Origin of the sequence: Vibrio sp. THAF64 (genome assembly GCF_009363455.1) — a bacterium.
GTDB classification, from domain to species: Bacteria; Pseudomonadota; Gammaproteobacteria; order Enterobacterales; family Vibrionaceae; genus Vibrio; species Vibrio coralliilyticus.
Genome location: NZ_CP045355.1, coordinates 2761407 through 2779225 on the forward strand (window position 1 = coordinate 2761407; position 17819 = coordinate 2779225).

Sequence of the window (17819 nt, forward strand, 5' to 3'; positions counted from 1 at the left end):
GATTAACAGTCATGGATGGACAAGAGATGCATTTTCTATTCTGAAAAGCGCTGAATTCTTGCCCATTCATCACGGTTAATCGTTTAGACGCCAGTCGTAAAAAGACCGCAGCCTTGGCTACGGTCTAAACTTTATGCGCTTCTCTAAGGATTAACCTTTTTGAGCAGCTGCTACTTCGTCAGCGAAGCTCATTTCTTCGCCTTTATCGATACCTTCACCTACTTCTAGGCGAACGAATGTAGCTACTGAAGCACCGCGCTCTTTCAGGATTTCGCCTACAGACTTCTTAGGTTCCATAACGAAAGCTTGACCAGTCAGAGAGATTTCGCCTGTGAATTTCTTCATGCGGCCAACAACCATTTTCTCTGCGATTTCAGCTGGTTTACCTTCGTTCATAGCGATTTCTACTTGAACAGCTTTCTCTTTCTCTACTACGTCAGCAGGTACGTCTTCTGGGTTTACGTACTCTGGACGAGAAGCAGCTACGTGCATTGCAACGTGCTTAAGAGTTTCAGCGTCGCCTTCACCAGCAACAACTACACCGATTTTCTCACCGTGACGGTAAGAAGCGATTGCAGCACCTTCAACGTACTGAACGCGACGGATGTTGATGTTTTCGCCGATCTTAGCAACAAGAGCTACACGCTCTTCTTCGAATTTAGCAACTAGCTCTTCAACAGAAGCTTTAGATGCTAGAGCGTCTGCTGCAACTTTCTCTGCGAATGCAGTGAAGTTAGCATCTTTAGCAACGAAGTCAGTTTGGCAGTTAACTTCAAGAAGAACTGATACACCGTTGTCTTCTTTGATGATGATTGCACCTTCAGCCGCAACGTTACCTGCTTTCTTAGCAGCTTTCGCAGCGCCTGATTTACGCATGTTTTCGATTGCTAGTTCAACGTCGCCGTTAGTTTCAACTAGCGCTTTCTTACATTCCATCATGCCTGCGCCAGTACGGTCGCGCAGTTCTTTAACTAGAGCAGCAGTAACAGCCATTCTCTATTCCTCAGTTTAAATCTGGATTTGGTAAAAAACAGGGGCCTACATTTTCGGCCCCTGCTGATAACTATAACTTAGTTTATGCGACAACTAGATTTCACATAGACCAAGTGTGACGCGGAGCCGCTATTATTCAGCTTCTACGAAACCGTCTTTTTCAGCAGCTGCAGCAACATCTTTGTTACGACCTTCAGTTACTGCAGAAGCAGCAGCGTTTAGGTATAGCTGTACCGCACGGATTGCGTCATCGTTACCAGGGATAACGAAGTCAACGCCATCTGGGTTAGAGTTAGTATCAACTACAGCGTAAACTGGGATACCTAGGTTGTTTGCTTCTTTAACTGCGATGTGCTCGTGATCAGCGTCGATTACGAATAGAGCGTCTGGTAGGCCGCCCATATCTTTGATACCACCAAGAGATTTCTCTAGCTTCTCCATTTCGCGAGTACGCATTAGAGCTTCTTTCTTAGTTAGCTTGTCAAAAGTACCGTCTTGAGACTGTGCTTCTAGGTCTTTTAGACGCTTGATAGACTGACGAACAGTTTTGTAGTTTGTTAGCATACCGCCTAACCAGCGGTTGTTAACGTAGAACTGGTTGCTTGCAACAGCAGCTTCTTTAACAGCTTCAGATGCAGCGCGCTTAGTACCTACAAATAGAACTTTACCTTTCTTTTCGCCAACTTTAGCTAGCTCAGCTAGAGCATCGTTGAACATTGGTACAGTTTTTTCTAGGTTGATGATATGAACCTTGTTACGAGCACCAAAGATGAATGGCTTCATTTTTGGGTTCCAGTAACGAGTCTGGTGACCGAAGTGAACACCAGCTTTAAGCATATCGCGCATTGATACAGTTGCCATTTTAAAATCCTCTATGGGGTTAGGCCTCCACATCCCCCATAACTCCGACTAGGCTTCTGCCCAGCACCCCGGAATATGTGACGGAATGTGTGTGATTTAAAGATATAAGTTAATTGGAAGTCGTCAGCTTCGCCGCGAGGTTTCACCAAGCAGAGAGAACAGACCACATTTCCGGCGCGCTTTATACCATATTTTTGCCCTTCATGGCTAGTAAAAAACGATTATTCATTGCACAGACTGGCTCTCTCAGTGCCTACTTGCGTATAGAGCTACATGAAGAATCATTCTCATTATGTACGGTTCCTGCTAGAATGCGCCCATTCGCACCATAGAGTGCCACTGAATGAAATAGAGAAAGCCGATGTCAATCAAGATCAAAACCGCTGAAGAAATCGAGCGCATGCGAATCGCAGGCGCACTGGCCGCTGAAATCCTAGAAATGATCGAACCTCACATCAAAGAAGGGGTAACGACAGATGAATTGAATCAGATTTGTCACGACTACGGGATCGAAAAAGGCGCTTACTCTGCCCCTCTTGATTACCATGGATTCCCTAAATCCATTTGTACTTCAATCAACCACATTGTGTGTCACGGTATCCCAGCGTCAGAAGACGAAGTGGGTAGCAACGGTCAGCCGAAACCTGCCGTTTTGAAAAACGGAGACATCATCAACGTTGATATTACTGTCATTGTTCCTAATGATGAAAATGCCGACCTCAGCGTGCGCCCGCAGGGTTATCACGGCGACACATCTAAGATGTTTTTCGTCGGCGATGTGTCTCCGGCTGACAAGCGCCTCTGTATGGTCACGCAAGAAGCATTGTATGTGGGAATGCGCAAGGTAAAACCAGGAGCAACTGTCGGTGACATCGGTACTGCGATTGAAAAGTACATTAAAGAAAACAACAAAAAGAACCCACGTAATAAGTTCTCTATTGTAAAAGACTTCTGTGGCCATGGTATCGGTAATGAGTTCCACGAAGAGCCACAGATTGTTCATTACAAGAACAACGATCGCCGTGTTCTTCAAGAAGGCATGTGCTTTACTATCGAACCGATGATTAACGCGGGCAAGTTCGGCGTCACAGTTGACGCTGAAGATGACTGGACTGTCTATACCGGTGACGGCAAGAAGTCAGCGCAATACGAGCACACGTTGCTGGTCACCAAAACTGGCTGTGAAGTCATGACTTTACGCAGCGACGACACTATCCCTCGTATAATGAACAACGTCTAATCTGATTTATTGATTTAATATCCCCGTTTCACGGGGATATTTTTTTATCAGCGCCATTTTGATAGATTGGTATCTAATGGATATTTAGCACGGACTCGCGGTATGCCCTTTCAGTCTCCTCTGACATTCGAAGATGATCAGATCTCAGTCAATGAACTCAAATCTCAACTGGAACAATTTGCTCTCTATCAGAAGCAGCAATTTCTCGAACATCACCCTGTGACCGACCTCGTTTTGGGTCGTTCTGATTATATTGACTTACTTCTCAACCGCATGTGGCAACACTTTGGCTTTTCCGACCTGCCGAATATCAGCTTAGTGGCGGTCGGTGGCTATGGACGGGGTGAACTTCACCCACTGTCGGATATCGATATTTTGATCGTTTCTCGCCATAGCTTGCCTGATAACCTAGCGAGCAAAGTCAGCGAGTTCATTACCTTACTCTGGGATCTTAGACTCGAAATAGGTCATGCGGTACGAACGGTGGAAGAATGTGCTGCTATAGGTCGCGACGATCTCACTGTTGCCACCAACTTGCAGGAAGCCAGATTACTGTGCGGCTGTGAAGAGACTTTCCAAAAATTAAAGTTAGAAATTCATTCCGAATCGTTTTGGCCAAGTGAAACCTTTTACAAAGCGAAAATTCAAGAGCAGCGAAGTCGTCACGCCAGATATCATGACACCACATACAATCTTGAACCTGATATCAAATCGACACCAGGGGGTCTACGAGATATCCATACCTTGAGCTGGGTTGCCAGACGCCATTTTGGCGCGACGTCTTTGCTTGAAATGAGCAAGTATGGCTTTCTAACCGACGCTGAATATCGTGAGCTGGTTGAGTGTCAGGATTATCTCTGGCGAGTGCGCTTTGCACTGCACTTACATCTGAAAAGGTACGACAATCGCCTTACCTTTGCTCATCAGGCTCAAGTCGCAGATTGTCTAGGCTTCGAAGGCGAAGGGAATCGCGGCGTTGAAATGATGATGAAGGAGTTCTATCGAACCCTGCGTCGTGTCGCTGAGCTCAACAAAATGCTGCTAAAACTGTTTGACCAAGCCATTTTAAACAATGGAGTTGAGTGTCAACCTGAGATCCTCAGTGAAGACTTTCAGCGTCGCGGCCACTTAATCGAAGCTCGCAAGCCAGCTTTATTCCAAGCTCGTCCAGAAACCATTCTCGATATGTTCCTTCATATCGCCAATGACTCGAGCATTGAAGGGGTTGCACCACCGACGCTACGTCAACTCCGCACCGCTCGTCGCCGTCTGAACAAGTTCCTTCATACCATTCCAGAGGCGCGAGAAAAATTTATTGAGCTTTGTCGCCATCCGAACGCTCTGCACAAGGCTTTCAGTTTGATGCACAAGCTTGGTGTTCTCGCCGCTTACTTACCACAATGGAGCCAGATTGTGGGTCAGATGCAGTTTGATCTGTTCCATGTGTACACCGTCGACGAGCACAGCGTTAGGTTGCTCAAACACATCAACACCTTCGGTAACTCACAGAATTACGACAAGCACCCTATCTGCTGCGAAGTGTACCCACGTATTCAAAAGAAAGAGTTGTTGATCATTGCGGCTATTTTCCACGACATCGGTAAAGGGCGCGGCGGTGACCACTCAGTGATTGGTGAAGGGGAAGCTTACAGCTTTTGTATCGAGCACGGTCTCTCAAAACCTGAAGCCAAATTGGTCGCCTGGCTAGTAAGGCATCACCTACTTATGTCAGTCACTGCACAACGCCGTGATATTTATGATCCAGAGGTGATCACTGAATTTGCCAAACAGGTACGTGACGAAGAATACCTTGAGTACCTAGTGTGTTTAACCGTGGCCGATATTTGCGCGACTAACCCCGAACTATGGAACAGCTGGAAACGGACCCTATTGGCAGAGCTCTTCTACTCCACGCAAAGAGCATTACGCCGCGGGTTGGAGAACCCTGTCGATGTGAGAGAGCGAATCCGCCACAACCAGCAGCTCGCCTCTGCCCTATTACGCAAAGAAGGATTTAGTGCACGAGAAATTGAAGTGCTATGGCAGCGGTTCAAAGCGGATTATTTTCTCCGTCACACCCACAAGCAGATCGCTTGGCACTGTATGCACTTGCTCCGCCATGAAGATCATGCAAAACCACTAATCTTAATCTCGAAGAAAGCGACCCGAGGGGGCACGGAAGTGTTTGTCTATAGCCGTGACCAACACGCCTTATTCGCAACAGTGGTGGCCGAGCTGGATAGGCGTAATTTTAACGTTCACGACGCTCAGGTTATGACTAGTAAAGATGGTTATGTACTCGATACTTTTATGGTCTTGGACCAACACGGTCAGGCGGTTCATGAAAGCCGTCACAAGGCCGTGATTAAACACCTAGCCCACGTATTGAAAGATGGCAGGCCAACAAAAATCAAAACCCGTCGTGTACCACGCAATCTTCAGCACTTTAAAGTTAAAACACGGGTCGATTTCCTACCAACAAAGAGCAAAAAGCGTACTTTAATGGAGTTTGTTGCCTTAGACACACCAGGGTTACTGGCAACCGTCGGGGCGACTTTTGCGGATTTAGACCTTCACCTTCATGCAGCAAAAATCACCACCATTGGTGAGCGAGCAGAAGATTTGTTCATCATCACCAGTGAGCAAGGTGGCAAGTTAACTGAAGAGCAAGAAGCACAACTTAGAGAAAGTCTGACCGCTAATGTGGCCGAGCTGGCACCGTAAGCGATCTTGTCCACAAGTTGTAAAGGTGTACTAAAAATCAGCTATCTACAACGTGATTAGGCTGCTACATTATTGATGTTAACAATATTTGTACACCCTGCTCATAAGCGCGCAGGGTGATTTTGAATCAACACAAAGAGGTAGCCTATGTTCCCACACCTCACTGGTTTAGGTATTCACGATCCTAAACAGATTGAGCGCTATTCACTACGCCAAGAAGCGCACAAGGATGTGTTAAAGATCTATTTCCACAAGCAGAAAGGCGAGTTATTCGCTAAAAGCGTAAAGTTCAAATATCCCCGTCAGGTTAAAAACGTTCTTGTGGACAGCGGAAGCCATAAGTACAAAGAAGTAACTGAGATCAACCGCAATCTGACACTAGTGATCGATGAGTTGAACAAACTCACTAAGCCAGAAAAGCTCGTTGAAGTGGATGTGAAGCAGAAGATTCTTTCCGATCTTCGCCACTTAGAGAAAGTCGTTTCAAGTAAGATCACAGAGATCGAAGCTGATCTAGAAAAACTGAAATAAATCGCTTCAAGAATAGAAACAATTTGAAGGGCAGATGTGAGAGCATCAGCCCTTTTCTTTTAGACGTGTGAGAGACCAGAAACCTGCTCACCACTTCATCAAACTAGACGAGCCAGCCTGCGTATTTGCCCACAAAGTAAAGCGCAACACCAGCCATGATACCCGCGACGATATCATCCAGCATAATACCCAAGCCACCGTGGACACGCTTATCTAACCAGCCAATCGGCCATGGCTTAACCATATCAAAGAAACGAAACAGCACGAACCCGGTCAGTACCCATTTCCAGTCCGTCGCTGAAAGTTGAAACAATGGCACCACCAGCATGGTTATCCAGAAACCGGCAAATTCATCCCATACGATGGAACCATGATCGTGTACTCCCATATCATCGGAGGTAACCTGGCATATTTTGATTCCAATTAAGCAAGAAGCAACTACAACCACGATGTATACAGGTAAAGGCAACTGGACCAAAAGGAAATAGAAAGGGACTGCAGCCAATGTGCCTATCGTTCCAGGAACAACAGGAGAAAGGCCACTGCCAAAACCAGTAGCGAGTAAGTGCCAAGGGTTTTTCAATGAGATAAGTGAAAGTGGATTTGTCATTATACTACTTAGAATTATTTAAAGTGATCATAGCCTTGCAGCATCCAATCTAACGCTTGCCCTTGCTGGTGCAACTCAAACGTTCCTTGTGGTCGTATTTGACCAATGCAGGTAATCTTAGCGCCACAATGCGCAAGAGCACTCTCGATGGAGCCTTTATTCTGCTCAGGTACCGTAAAGCACAGTTCGTACTCTTCCCCGCTGGACAACGCATATTGCTGGGCTTTAGCTAAAGTGCCCGTAAATTGGATAAGAGCATTAGAGACAGGTAATAGCGAGACGTCAAGGCTTGCTCCAACAGAAGAACGTTTCAGAATGTGTTGCAGATCTGAAATCAAACCATCTGAAATATCGATAGCTGAGCTGGCTAGATTAAGGAGTGCTTGACCAACTAAAACGCGAGGCGTCGAGAGGTAGTGGCGTTGTTCTAACTCCTGAGCAAAAGGTTGAGACTTCAGTTCCGGATTGAGGATGACATCCAGACCAGCTTTGCTGTCCCCTAAATCACCCGTTACATAAACCCAATCGCCGACTTGAGCCCCATCACGACGCAGTGCTTTATCTGGGTCAACCAATCCTTGTACAGTGAGCGTTAGACTTAACGGGCCTTTAGTGGTATCACCACCAATCAACTGCACCCCATAATAATCCGCAAGCTCAAAAAATGCTTCACAGAAAGGCTCAAGCCACGCCTCATCGGGTTCAGGCATCGTCAAGGCAAATGACACCCATGCTGGCGTTGCGCCCATGGCGGCGAGGTCGCTGATGTTGGATGCTAATGCTTTATGTGCAACCCAAGCAGGGTTAGCATATTCAAGAAAATGAGTCCCTGACACCAGAGTATCTGTGCTGATCGCGACAGATAACCCCTCAGGTACTTTGACTAAGGCGCAATCATCACCGGCCGCCAGCAGGACATCTTTACGTGACGCCTGTCGGCCAACGAAATACTTTTCGATTAAATTAAATTCACCAGACATAGTACTCAATGTAACGTTAGGCATAAAAAAGGCCAGCATTTGCTGACCTTTTTCTATCAATTCGGCTTATTTTTTGCGAACGTGTGGTGCGGCTTTATCTAGCACACCATTGACAAACTTGTGGCTCTCTTCAGCAGCGAACACTTTAGCCAGTTCGATTGCTTCATTGATTACCACTTTGTAAGGCACATCTTCACGACGCGTCATTTCATACATAGCAAGACGAAGCAAAGCCAGCTCCATCATGTCCAAATCTTGCATTGGGCGAGCAGTGTAAGGACGAATCTTGCTGTCTAGCTCTGTGTGACTTAGCACAACACCTGTTAGCAGGTCACGGAAGTATGCAACGTCAGTATCTGGTGCAACAAGCGCTGGCTCAGCAGCATGATGCTCTTCTTCATCATACTTACCACCAGATAAGAACTGCTCTTCAATAGTGGCAACATTCTCTTTAGTAATTTGCCATGAGTAGATCGCTTGTAGAGCGAATCGACGTGCATTACGACGTGCGGCTGGTTTCACACTGGCCCCCATTAGGAATCGATTTCAGATAGAACGTTAATCATTTCAAGTGCGCTTAGTGCAGCCTCTGCACCTTTATTACCAGCCTTGGTTCCTGCGCGCTCGATAGCTTGGTCAATTGTATCAACGGTCAATACACCAAACGCCACTGGAAGACTGTACTCCAGAGACACCTGCGCAAGGCCTTTGTTACATTCACTACAAACATAGTCAAAGTGAGGTGTGCCGCCACGAATAACAGTACCTAGTGATACGATCGCATCAAACTTGCCTGTTTTTGCTACGCGCTGAGCTACCAATGGAAGTTCAACCGCACCCGGACAACGAACAACGGTGATGTTATCTTCGCTGATTTGTCCATGACGCTTTAAAGTATCGATTGCACCAGACAATAGACTTTCGTTAATAAAACTGTTGAAACGAGAAATAACGATAGCAATTTTTGCGTTTGGCGCTGGGAAGCCACCCTCGATCACTTTCATAAGCCTTCCTTTAACTATGTTCATCAAGTGAGAATCGCCGGATTCTAGCACAAATCTGTGAGCAATATCTAATGGAAATTTAGCATTATTCAATTAGCAGAACGGCGTTAAAAACAAAGAAGGCAATTGGTTCATCACCCTTTGCCTTCTTATACAATCTAGTCGTTTTCTATCTGCTTATTCGCAAACATATTCAACCACATTAAGACCGAACCCACCCAAGGCGTGGTATTTCTTGTTAGTTGAAGAAAGTAGACGCATGTCATGTACACCCAAATCCGCCAAAATCTGCGAACCGACACCAACACGTCGTGATGTCCCTTGCTTCTTCGCCAAGGTTGGCGCTTCGCCTTTATCTTGGGCTTCAAACATTTTCACGCGGTGGATAAGCAAGTCAGTTGACTCTTCATTACCAAGAATAACCAAGACGCCACCTTCTTCACCAATGCGCTTCATTGCTTTATCTAGCGTCCAGCTTCGTTCAGCATTGCGATCGCTACGCAGTAGGTCGGTAAACGTATCCTGAAGGTGAACTCGAACCAATGGTGCGTTCTCTTGCACGTTGCCTTTGCATAGCGCGTAGTGAACCTGATTGTCGATAGTATCGCGGAAGGTCACCAGTTCAAACTCACCGTATTCTGTCGGCAATTTGCACTCTGCAACACGCTCGATAGTCGTTTCTGTGTTGTTGCGGTATTCGATCAAATCAGCAATCGTACCTAACTTGATACCATGTTTCTCCGCGAAGATTTCTAGATCTGGGCGACGAGCCATTGTGCCGTCGTCATTGAGGATTTCAACAATCACACCGGAAGGCTCAAAACCAGCCAAACGCGCCAAGTCACAACCTGCTTCAGTGTGGCCAGCACGAGTCAGAACACCACCGTCTTGTGCGGCAAGTGGGAAGATATGCCCTGGTTGAACCAAGTCCGCCGCTTTGGCGTCTTTTGCAACCGCAGCTTGCACGGTGCGCGCACGATCTGCTGCTGAAATACCTGTTGTCACGCCTTCCGCCGCTTCAATAGAAACAGTGAAGTTAGTCGTGTACTGCGCGTTGTTGTCCTGAACCATAGGTGGCAAGCCTAAACGCTCACAACGCTCTTTAGTCATCGTCAAGCAGATCAGGCCGCGGCCGTGAGTTGCCATGAAGTTGATCGCTTCTGGAGTCACATGTTCGGCCGCCATGATCAGATCGCCTTCATTTTCACGATCTTCGTCATCCATCAGGATGACCATTTTACCTAAGCGAATGTCTTCGATGATTTCTTGAGGCGTACTAATTGGCATTTCTCTGTTCCTGTTATCTGGGCACTTGGCGACTTTATTCTGTGTCAACGCCCAGCGTTCTAGGCTGGGCGTCCGTTAATTTATGCAAAACCGTTTTGCTGGAGAAACTCCATGGTCAAACGCGATTCTGGCTGCTCTTTTTGGCTGGTTAGTAAACGTTCCATGTAGCGCGCTAACACGTCCACTTCCAAATTCACTTTTCGTCCAACATGGAAATCTGCAATGGTCGTCTCTTCGCCAGTGTGTGGCACTATCGTAAGTTTGAAGGCATTTTTGCGCAGAGCATTCACCGTCAGGCTGATACCATCCACAGTAACAGAGCCTTTCTCAGCAACATATTTAGATAGTTCTTCAGGCATGGAAACCCAAAACTCAATCGCTCTCCCCACCTGATTACGTTCAGTAATTTCACCAACGCCATCCACGTGACCAGAAACAATATGACCACCAAAGCGCGTGGTTGGCAGCATGGCTTTTTCGAGGTTGACCTTGCCACCCACTTGGTAATCCGTAAACCCAGTTTTGTTCAAAGTTTCTAACGACAAATCGGCGCTATAGCTGGTTGAATTAAAATCCACAACCGTCAAACACACGCCATTCGTTGCTATGCTGTCGCCGAGTTTGACGTCTGACATATCCAGCTTACCCACTTCAACGGTGACACTAATGTCTTCACCTTTCGGAGTAATTGCTGTTAGCGTCCCAACAGCTTCAATAATTCCTGTAAACATATTTACGCTTCTTTGTTCTTTAGTCGGGCTACAAGGCGAATGTCTTGGCCAACTTGTCTGATATCTTGAATATCGAGTTCAATGACTTCTGCCATCGACTCTAGTCCAAGTGCACCAAACAAGCCTCGGCCATCACTGCCCATAATTTTAGGCGCTAGATACAATATTAACTCATCCACCAAGCCTTCTTTAATCAGACTGCTTGCCAGAGTGGCGCCCGCTTCAACCCAGAGATGATTAATATTGTGATGGGAGACCAAATTTGCAAATGTTGATTTCAAATCAATTTGCTCTGAGTCATTAAGTAAGGGAGCTACATCACCTTGTGCAGAGACAACAATACGCTCGCCGTCAGTCGAATAGAATTTGAGTTCAGAAGATAGCTGCTGCTGACGATCCAACACCACTCTGACAGGTTGGCGCACTTCACTTTCAGGCAGTTTAGCCTGCACAGACTCAGGTAGCTCATACCAACGAACATTCAGCGATGCATTGTCCTCAATCACCGTTTTGCTTGTCGATAAGATAGCGCCGGCTTGAGCACGGTAGTTTTGTACATCTTGCCTTGCCTGAGGAGACGTGATCCACTGACTTTGACCATTACTCAGCGCGGTTTGGCCATCAAAGCTTGCGGCCATTTTCAACTGCACAAAAGGCATTCCGGTTTTCATACGCTTGATGAAAGCAGAGTTCAGAGCCATCGCATCGCTTTCTAGCAATCCAACCTGAACTTCAATACCCGCATCACACAGCATTTTAATGCCACGCCCCGCCACCTGTGGGTTTGGGTCTTCCATGGCACAAATCACTTTCGCCACTTTAGCTTTGATCAAACCTTCAGCGCATGGAGGGGTGCGGCCGTAATGAGAACAAGGCTCAAGGGTGACATAAGCGGTCGCCCCCACAGACTTATCGCCTGCCATTCTTAATGCATGCACTTCCGCATGGGGTTCGCCAGCGCGGTAGTGAAAGCCTTCACCGACGATGTCGTCATCAAGGGTAATAACACAACCAACATTCGGGTTTGGTGCCGTGGTGTAGATGCCGCCTTTAGCCAATTCAATCGCACGCGACATCATTTGATAATCTTGAGGGGTGAATTCAGACATGTTTACGTTAATCTTCTAATCGGGCAATTTCTTCGCCAAACTCACGAATATCTTCAAAGCTACGGTAAACGGACGCAAAGCGAATGTAAGCGACTTTATCCAGCTCTTTAAGCTGATCCATAACCAAATTACCGATCATTTCACTAGGTACTTCACGCTCTCCGGTCGCCCGTAGCTGAGACTTGATCATGCTGATCGCCAGCTCAACAGAGTCCGCACTCACTGGGCGTTTTTCCAACGCTCGCTGCAAACCACCGACCATTTTATCTTCATTAAATGGTTCGCGGTTTCCATTTGATTTAATCACGCGAGGCATCACCAGTTCAGCAGTTTCGAATGTGGTAAAGCGTTCGCTACAAGCTAGACACTGCCTGCGACGGCGAACCTGATGACCGTCAGCCACCAGACGAGAATCGATCACTTTCGTATCATTCTCAGAGCAAAAAGGACAATGCATATCACCTCCATAATATACTCAAATAACCTCTGCGCTTAACGCCATATTGATAGAACCAATAAAGAGATTTTGTTCTATGCAAATATCAACGAGAATCCCTTTTAGGATAAGTTGTTAACGCGCAAACGAAGTCACTTGAGTATATCGCAGCTAGTGTAGCGGATTTGGTAAAGTGAAGAAAAGCAAAAGGGGCGAAATCGCCCCTTTTTCATATCGGAATACTGAGTTTTGTTAACTACGCGGTAGGTAGTTAGCCTTTCCTACCCATTTATAGCTGGTAAGCTCTTCTAACCCCATTGGCCCACGAGCATGCAGCTTCTGTGTCGACACCGCAACCTCAGCCCCCAAGCCAAACTGCGCGCCATCGGTAAATCGAGTAGAAGCGTTAACATACACAGCAGCAGAACCCACTGAGTTGATGAACAACTCCGAGTTTTCCAAGCTGTTCGTCATGATTGCATCAGAGTGGCTGGCATTATGGACTCGCATATGATCGATAGCTTGTTTGACATCCTTAATCACTTTGACACCAAGAGTGAAGCTGAGCCATTCCGTATCAAAGTCCCCTTCGCCACTATCACGTATCTGTTTAGCAGTCGCCATCAAAGCCTTTGCTTGAGGCTCAGCAACAAATGTGACTTTATCTTCCATGCGAGCTTTCAACATTGGCAGAAACTCGGCTGCGATAGCTTCGTGAACCAATAAAGTATCCAGTGCATTACAAGCCGAAGGACGCTGCACTTTCGCATTCTCGACGACTTCTAGAGATTTCTGGAGATCAGCACTCTCATCAACAAATACATGACTGATACCAAAGCCGCCAATAATGACAGGGATCGTGCTGTTTTCTTTACACATTTTGTGAAGACCAGCGCCACCACGTGGAATGATCATGTCAACGTAATCATCGAGCTTAAGCAGCTGAGAAACCAACTCTCGATCCGGCTTCTCAATATACTGAACCGATGCCGCAGGCAGCTCGGCTTTAGCAAGCGCCGACTGAATAACCTTGACTAGCTCCATATTGGAGAAAAACGTCTCTTTACCACCACGAAGGATGCTTGCGTTACCCGTTTTTAAACACAGGGCAGCAATATCAATAGTCACGTTCGGGCGCGCTTCGTAGATGACGCCAACAACCCCTAATGGCACTCGACGGCGAGATAAAGACATGCCGTTTTCTAGGACTTTGCTATCAATTTCGCTACCGACGGGATCATTAAGGCTAATCACGTTACGTACGTCATTAGCGATCCCCGCTAAACGATCTTCGTTAAGCAGCAGGCGATCAAGTAACGCGTCTGTCAGGCCAGCTTCTCGACCCAGTTCAATATCTTTGGCATTTGCAGCCAAAATCGTGTCTGCGTTGGCTTCAAGTTCATCTGCAATGATCGCTAGTGCTTGGTTTTTTTGCGCCGTTGATGCTGTTGCCAGTTGGAAAGCTGCGTCTTTGGCAGCTTGACCCATAGAAATCAGTTCCACTATCTTTCCCTCAATTATTCCTGAATTACGACCATATCGTCACGGTGCAGCACTTCGCTGCCATAGTCGTAACCCAAAATTCCTAAAATATCTTTACTGTGCTTGCCAATTATCTTGGTCATGTCTTGGCTGGAGTAGCTGGAAATCCCGCGCGCAACCAAAGCACCGCTCTGATCAGTCACACGCACTACCTCACCGCGGGCAAATTCGCCACTCACGTGAGTCACTCCCTTAGCCAGCAGACTACTGCCTTTTTCGATGACTGCTTTCACCGCTCCGTCATCAATGACAATATCACCTGACGCGGCTGGCCCAGCCAGAATCCAGCGTTTGCGACTTTCGAGCGCTTCTTCAATTGGCAGAAAGCGGGTACCTTGCGGTTCTTCACCCAATGAGTCGAATACCACACTAGGTGCGCTACCCGCTGCGATGATCACTTCAATTCCAGCTCGTCGAGCAATATCCGCCGCCTGAAGTTTGGTTGCCATCCCGCCAGTACCTAGCGTTGTGCCACTGCCTCCGGCGATTTTGCGCAGAGTGTCATCAATGGTTTTCACTTCTTTGATCAATTCAGCATTTGGGTCTTTGCGCGGATCAGCGGTAAATAGCCCTTTCTGATCTGTCAGTAGGAGCAATTTGTCTGCCCCACAAAGAATACCGACTAAAGCTGACAAGTTATCGTTATCACCCACTTTGATTTCACTGGTCGCTACCGCGTCATTTTCATTCACGATAGGAATGATGTCATTGTCGACTAAAGCATTGATGGTATCGCGGGCATTAAGAAAGCGCTCTCGGTCTTCCATGTCTGCACGAGTCAGCAGCATCTGACCAATTTTAATTCCGTAGATGCCGAACAAGGCTTCCCAAGTTTGAATCAATTGGCTCTGCCCCACCGCAGCCAATAACTGCTTATTTGCCATCGAGTTGGGCAGTGCGGGGTAACCTAGGTGCTCTCGGCCTGCCGCAATTGCGCCAGACGATACCATGACCACAGAGTGGCCCAGTTTCTTCAGCTCAGCACACTGGCGCGCCAACTCAACCATGTGAGCGCGATCTAACGCCAATGTCCCACCAGTTAATACACTGGTACCCAGTTTCACAACCACAGTTTGGCGCTGTGTTGTGTTTCCGCATTCTTGATTCATTGTCTCTCTGCTATGAAATTAAAAATAGTCACCCATTGCTCTGGTTTGCATAGCAACACGCAGTATCAGCAAAATGGTTATCAGACCTGATGTTTTAACAATCAAAGCATAAATTCACAAGTAGAAAAGGCGCCGTGAGGCGCCTTTTTGATAGATAAAATAGATAGAGGAATAAATTTAGACGAACTCAACAGATTCTTTGTGTAAATCTAACGTCATATCAAATTGAGTCTGTAGGGTTTCAACCAGCTTTTGATGGAAAGCTTCTTGGGTGCGGTTAACTTCTTCAATGGCTTTTTTTGGTAACTTCTCGTCCACCCAGTCCCCTTTAACATCATAGAGGCCAGTGCTATAACGAGCAGCGAATGTCTGCCCTTCTTGTTCCAGCTCTAACCACCATCCCCAGAACTCTCTTTCTTCCGGCGATTTTTTGTCATTCACACAGACAGAAAGACAATCAAACAAGTAACGGCCTTCTTCACTTTGTGACTCTCTCAGATATGGGCCAATGGCCTTTAACGTAGACATCAAGCGGTAATGAGTTGGACTTTTTGGCTGTTCAGACATAATGAATCTCCATATTCAATATCTGTAATGATTATTCGTTGTAATTATGACGAGCAAATAAACAGGACTGCTTAGTTTGGGTATTGCCCTTATATGAGTCTTGCCTAATTTATTAGATTTGTCATCTAATTAGCTCGTCCTCCAACCACTTAATCGCCAAATCGAGGGATTGCTCATATCCTTGTGTAATTGTTTTTGCACTGATTTTCTTCGCTTTTCCGTAATCACTAAACAAGGCAACCAGCTGGTTATCACTGTAGGGTGAAACCGGATCGCTTTCGAGGCTCATTGCCAGAATAGGCACCTTAGTTTTACGGTTAGATAAAATGCCCTGCACCTTAAGCGACCAAGCCATCAACTGACCCGCCAAACTGTTGACGTCTACCGCGTTCTTCCCTAAGCGCGATGCTAAAACATCAAGGTACATTTTCGGCATTTTCTTCAACTTTTCCGGTGAAGAAAGTACATCGTGAATCGGAGCTCCTAAGCTGACACACGCTTTAATCTTATCTGGCTCCATAAAAGACAGTCTGACTAGAGCATTGCCGCCAAACCGAAACCCAATCAACCCTACCCTATGATGATCAACCCAAGGAATATTAAACAGTTCGTTCAATACCGCTTGGTGGATGCAAGAGGTATCTTCTGTTAGCGTCCAATGACTGCTATGCCCAACTGAAGGCATATCGACAGTCAACATTGCGATGTCTTTTTTCGCTAAATGGTCACGGAACAACTTCCACATGTCGGTTTGTAAGCTATCCAGCCCCGCACTGACCATCACCACAGGTTGCGGCTTATCGGTTTTGGTCAAATGAAGATGGGCGATTATGCGTTTATTCTGGTAGGGAATTTCTATCTGCTTAACGATATATTTTGTTTTCTTGGAGGCTTCCGTATACGCATTGCTGGCAAGAACCTGAGCCTGAGTTGCCAGATTATCATTCTTAAGATGCGGGTAACCGGCAATACTAAAACATAAAGAAGCATTGAACAGTTCATCGGCGGCTTCTTCACCCTTTAATTCATTAGAACGTTTGTGATGCAGCATACCCAGCTTGGTCCACTCGTAAGTCCAGTTCCCACTGTGGTAGCCCATTACGGTATCTAGCCACTCGTCGTGAGTACGTGAATGTTTTGAGGACGCAATCTTTGCCAATACCGCTTCGACTTCAATAGGATCCAAACCTTGCCATGCCCACTGCATTCGACGCAGGTTTCGATACCATTTAAAGCCATCTTGTTCACGCTTTTCATCCAACATCGATTGGCTGCTGGGCATGTATTGCGTCAGTGCGGAGGTTTCTTTGGCTTGTTTATGATTGGTGAACAGGGTTTCGGAGAGGTTTTTGCTCACTTCTTCAGACATAAGGAGGCCTAGTTAGAATAATTTTCTACATTGTATACCTGTCACGATGTAAAAGGCAGGCCAGAGTCAAGGTTCACTGCATTAGTTCACGAAAAGTTATGATAGGAAAGGAGAGGCAACATTGGGAAAACCACGAGAGGCAAATGGCAACCCAACAAAAAATGACCCATTAAGGGCCATTTCTCTTTTACTGAACAATCCGGTGAGGATTATTTTTGCTTGCGATTGATCGGCTCAGCGTACTGAATCGACATATCCCAAGGCTGCTCGATCCAAGTTTCCTGCGCGATATCAACCACGTAGTCATCAAGAAGAGCTGCACCAGATGGTTTAGCACATACCGCAATCAGTTTTGCTTTCGGGTATAGCTCACGCAGCTTACGAGCGGTATCACCGCTGTCCACTAAATCTTCAACGATTAGGTAACCTTCACCGTCACCTTCTGGTGCTTTCAATACACTCATATCACGTTGATGATCGTGGTCGTAGCTAGAGATACAAATGGTATCAACGTAACGAATACCCAGTTCACGAGCCAGAATTGCACCTGGAACAAGACCACCACGACTTACCGCCCAGATACCTTTCCACTGCTCTGCTGGCATTTGTTGCTCAGCAAGCTCACGACAATAACTGTGCATTTGATCCCAAGTAATAATGAATTTCTTACTCATTGTTCTAAACCTAATAATAAAAAGTTGAGGGCCTGTCCATTCAACTCAACGT

18 protein-coding genes are annotated in these 17819 nt (G+C 46.4%); 3 read left to right on the plus strand and 15 right to left on the minus strand.

The annotated features are described in order from the left end of the window. Positions 1–150: 150 nt before the first annotated feature. Both tsf and rpsB read right to left on the minus strand, forming a co-directional pair. A complete protein-coding gene (tsf, locus tag FIU99_RS12885) occupies positions 151–993 on the minus strand; it encodes a translation elongation factor Ts (protein WP_006957911.1) in 843 nt (280 codons plus the stop codon). A gap of 132 nt (positions 994–1125) precedes the next feature. After that, the gene (rpsB, locus tag FIU99_RS12890; protein ID WP_006957912.1) at positions 1126–1854 is read right to left on the minus strand and encodes a 30S ribosomal protein S2; all 729 of its coding nucleotides are present in this window, start codon (positions 1852–1854) and stop codon (positions 1126–1128) included. A 361-nt stretch (positions 1855–2215) separates the two neighbouring features. Between rpsB and map the strand changes: the two genes are divergently transcribed. From map to FIU99_RS12905, 3 genes are all read left to right on the plus strand, one after another. Continuing rightward, the gene (gene map / locus FIU99_RS12895; RefSeq protein ID WP_006957913.1) at positions 2216–3094 is read left to right on the plus strand and encodes a type I methionyl aminopeptidase; all 879 of its coding nucleotides are present in this window, start codon (positions 2216–2218) and stop codon (positions 3092–3094) included. A 102-nt stretch (positions 3095–3196) separates the two neighbouring features. Beyond that, positions 3197–5818, plus strand: a complete 2622-nt coding sequence (gene glnD / locus FIU99_RS12900) for a bifunctional uridylyltransferase/uridylyl-removing protein GlnD (RefSeq protein ID WP_006957914.1) — start codon at positions 3197–3199, stop codon at positions 5816–5818. 147 nt (positions 5819–5965) lie between these two features. Then, entirely contained in the window at positions 5966–6349 is a 384-nt protein-coding gene (locus FIU99_RS12905) for a DUF3461 family protein (RefSeq protein WP_006957915.1), read from the plus strand. Between the two features lie 103 nt (positions 6350–6452). Here FIU99_RS12905 and pgpA read toward each other — a convergent pair whose 3' ends face one another. The 13 genes from pgpA to tet(34) form a co-directional block, all read right to left on the minus strand. Beyond that, positions 6453–6959 (minus strand): phosphatidylglycerophosphatase A, encoded by a 507-nt coding sequence (pgpA, locus tag FIU99_RS12910; RefSeq protein WP_006957916.1) that lies wholly within the window; start codon positions 6957–6959, stop codon positions 6453–6455. Between the two features lie 14 nt (positions 6960–6973). Then, positions 6974–7939: a thiamine-phosphate kinase gene (gene thiL, locus FIU99_RS12915; protein WP_039951250.1), complete on the minus strand. Its 966-nt coding sequence runs from the start codon at positions 7937–7939 to the stop codon at positions 6974–6976. 66 nt (positions 7940–8005) lie between these two features. Then, a complete protein-coding gene (nusB, locus tag FIU99_RS12920; RefSeq protein ID WP_006957918.1) occupies positions 8006–8473 on the minus strand; it encodes a transcription antitermination factor NusB in 468 nt (155 codons plus the stop codon). After that, on the minus strand, positions 8473–8943 hold the full coding sequence (gene ribE / locus FIU99_RS12925) for a 6,7-dimethyl-8-ribityllumazine synthase (protein WP_006957919.1): 471 nt from the start codon (positions 8941–8943) through the stop codon (positions 8473–8475). Before ribE ends, nusB begins: the two co-directional genes overlap by 1 nt. A 177-nt stretch (positions 8944–9120) precedes the next feature. Then, a complete protein-coding gene (gene ribBA, locus FIU99_RS12930; protein WP_006957920.1) occupies positions 9121–10230 on the minus strand; it encodes a bifunctional 3,4-dihydroxy-2-butanone-4-phosphate synthase/GTP cyclohydrolase II in 1110 nt (369 codons plus the stop codon). 80 nt (positions 10231–10310) lie between these two features. Continuing rightward, positions 10311–10961: a riboflavin synthase gene (locus FIU99_RS12935; RefSeq protein ID WP_006957921.1), complete on the minus strand. Its 651-nt coding sequence runs from the start codon at positions 10959–10961 to the stop codon at positions 10311–10313. Between the two features lie 2 nt (positions 10962–10963). Next, the gene (gene ribD / locus FIU99_RS12940; protein WP_006957922.1) at positions 10964–12070 is read right to left on the minus strand and encodes a bifunctional diaminohydroxyphosphoribosylaminopyrimidine deaminase/5-amino-6-(5-phosphoribosylamino)uracil reductase RibD; all 1107 of its coding nucleotides are present in this window, start codon (positions 12068–12070) and stop codon (positions 10964–10966) included. A 7-nt stretch (positions 12071–12077) separates the two neighbouring features. Continuing rightward, the gene (nrdR, locus tag FIU99_RS12945; RefSeq protein WP_006957923.1) at positions 12078–12527 is read right to left on the minus strand and encodes a transcriptional regulator NrdR; all 450 of its coding nucleotides are present in this window, start codon (positions 12525–12527) and stop codon (positions 12078–12080) included. A gap of 231 nt (positions 12528–12758) precedes the next feature. Further along, positions 12759–14009 carry a glutamate-5-semialdehyde dehydrogenase gene (locus tag FIU99_RS12950; protein WP_006957924.1) on the minus strand — a complete coding sequence of 417 codons (1251 nt, stop codon included), beginning with the start codon at positions 14007–14009 and terminating at the stop codon, positions 12759–12761. A gap of 14 nt (positions 14010–14023) precedes the next feature. After that, on the minus strand, positions 14024–15157 hold the full coding sequence (proB, locus tag FIU99_RS12955) for a glutamate 5-kinase (protein ID WP_006957925.1): 1134 nt from the start codon (positions 15155–15157) through the stop codon (positions 14024–14026). A 177-nt stretch (positions 15158–15334) separates the two neighbouring features. Next, a complete protein-coding gene (gene crl, locus FIU99_RS12960) occupies positions 15335–15724 on the minus strand; it encodes a sigma factor-binding protein Crl (protein WP_006957926.1) in 390 nt (129 codons plus the stop codon). Positions 15725–15845: 121 nt separating this feature from the next. Continuing rightward, the gene (gene frsA, locus FIU99_RS12965; protein WP_006957927.1) at positions 15846–17093 is read right to left on the minus strand and encodes an esterase FrsA; all 1248 of its coding nucleotides are present in this window, start codon (positions 17091–17093) and stop codon (positions 15846–15848) included. Between the two features lie 209 nt (positions 17094–17302). After that, on the minus strand, positions 17303–17767 hold the full coding sequence (tet(34), locus tag FIU99_RS12970) for an oxytetracycline resistance phosphoribosyltransferase domain-containing protein Tet(34) (RefSeq protein WP_006957928.1): 465 nt from the start codon (positions 17765–17767) through the stop codon (positions 17303–17305). Positions 17768–17819: the final 52 nt, after the last annotated feature.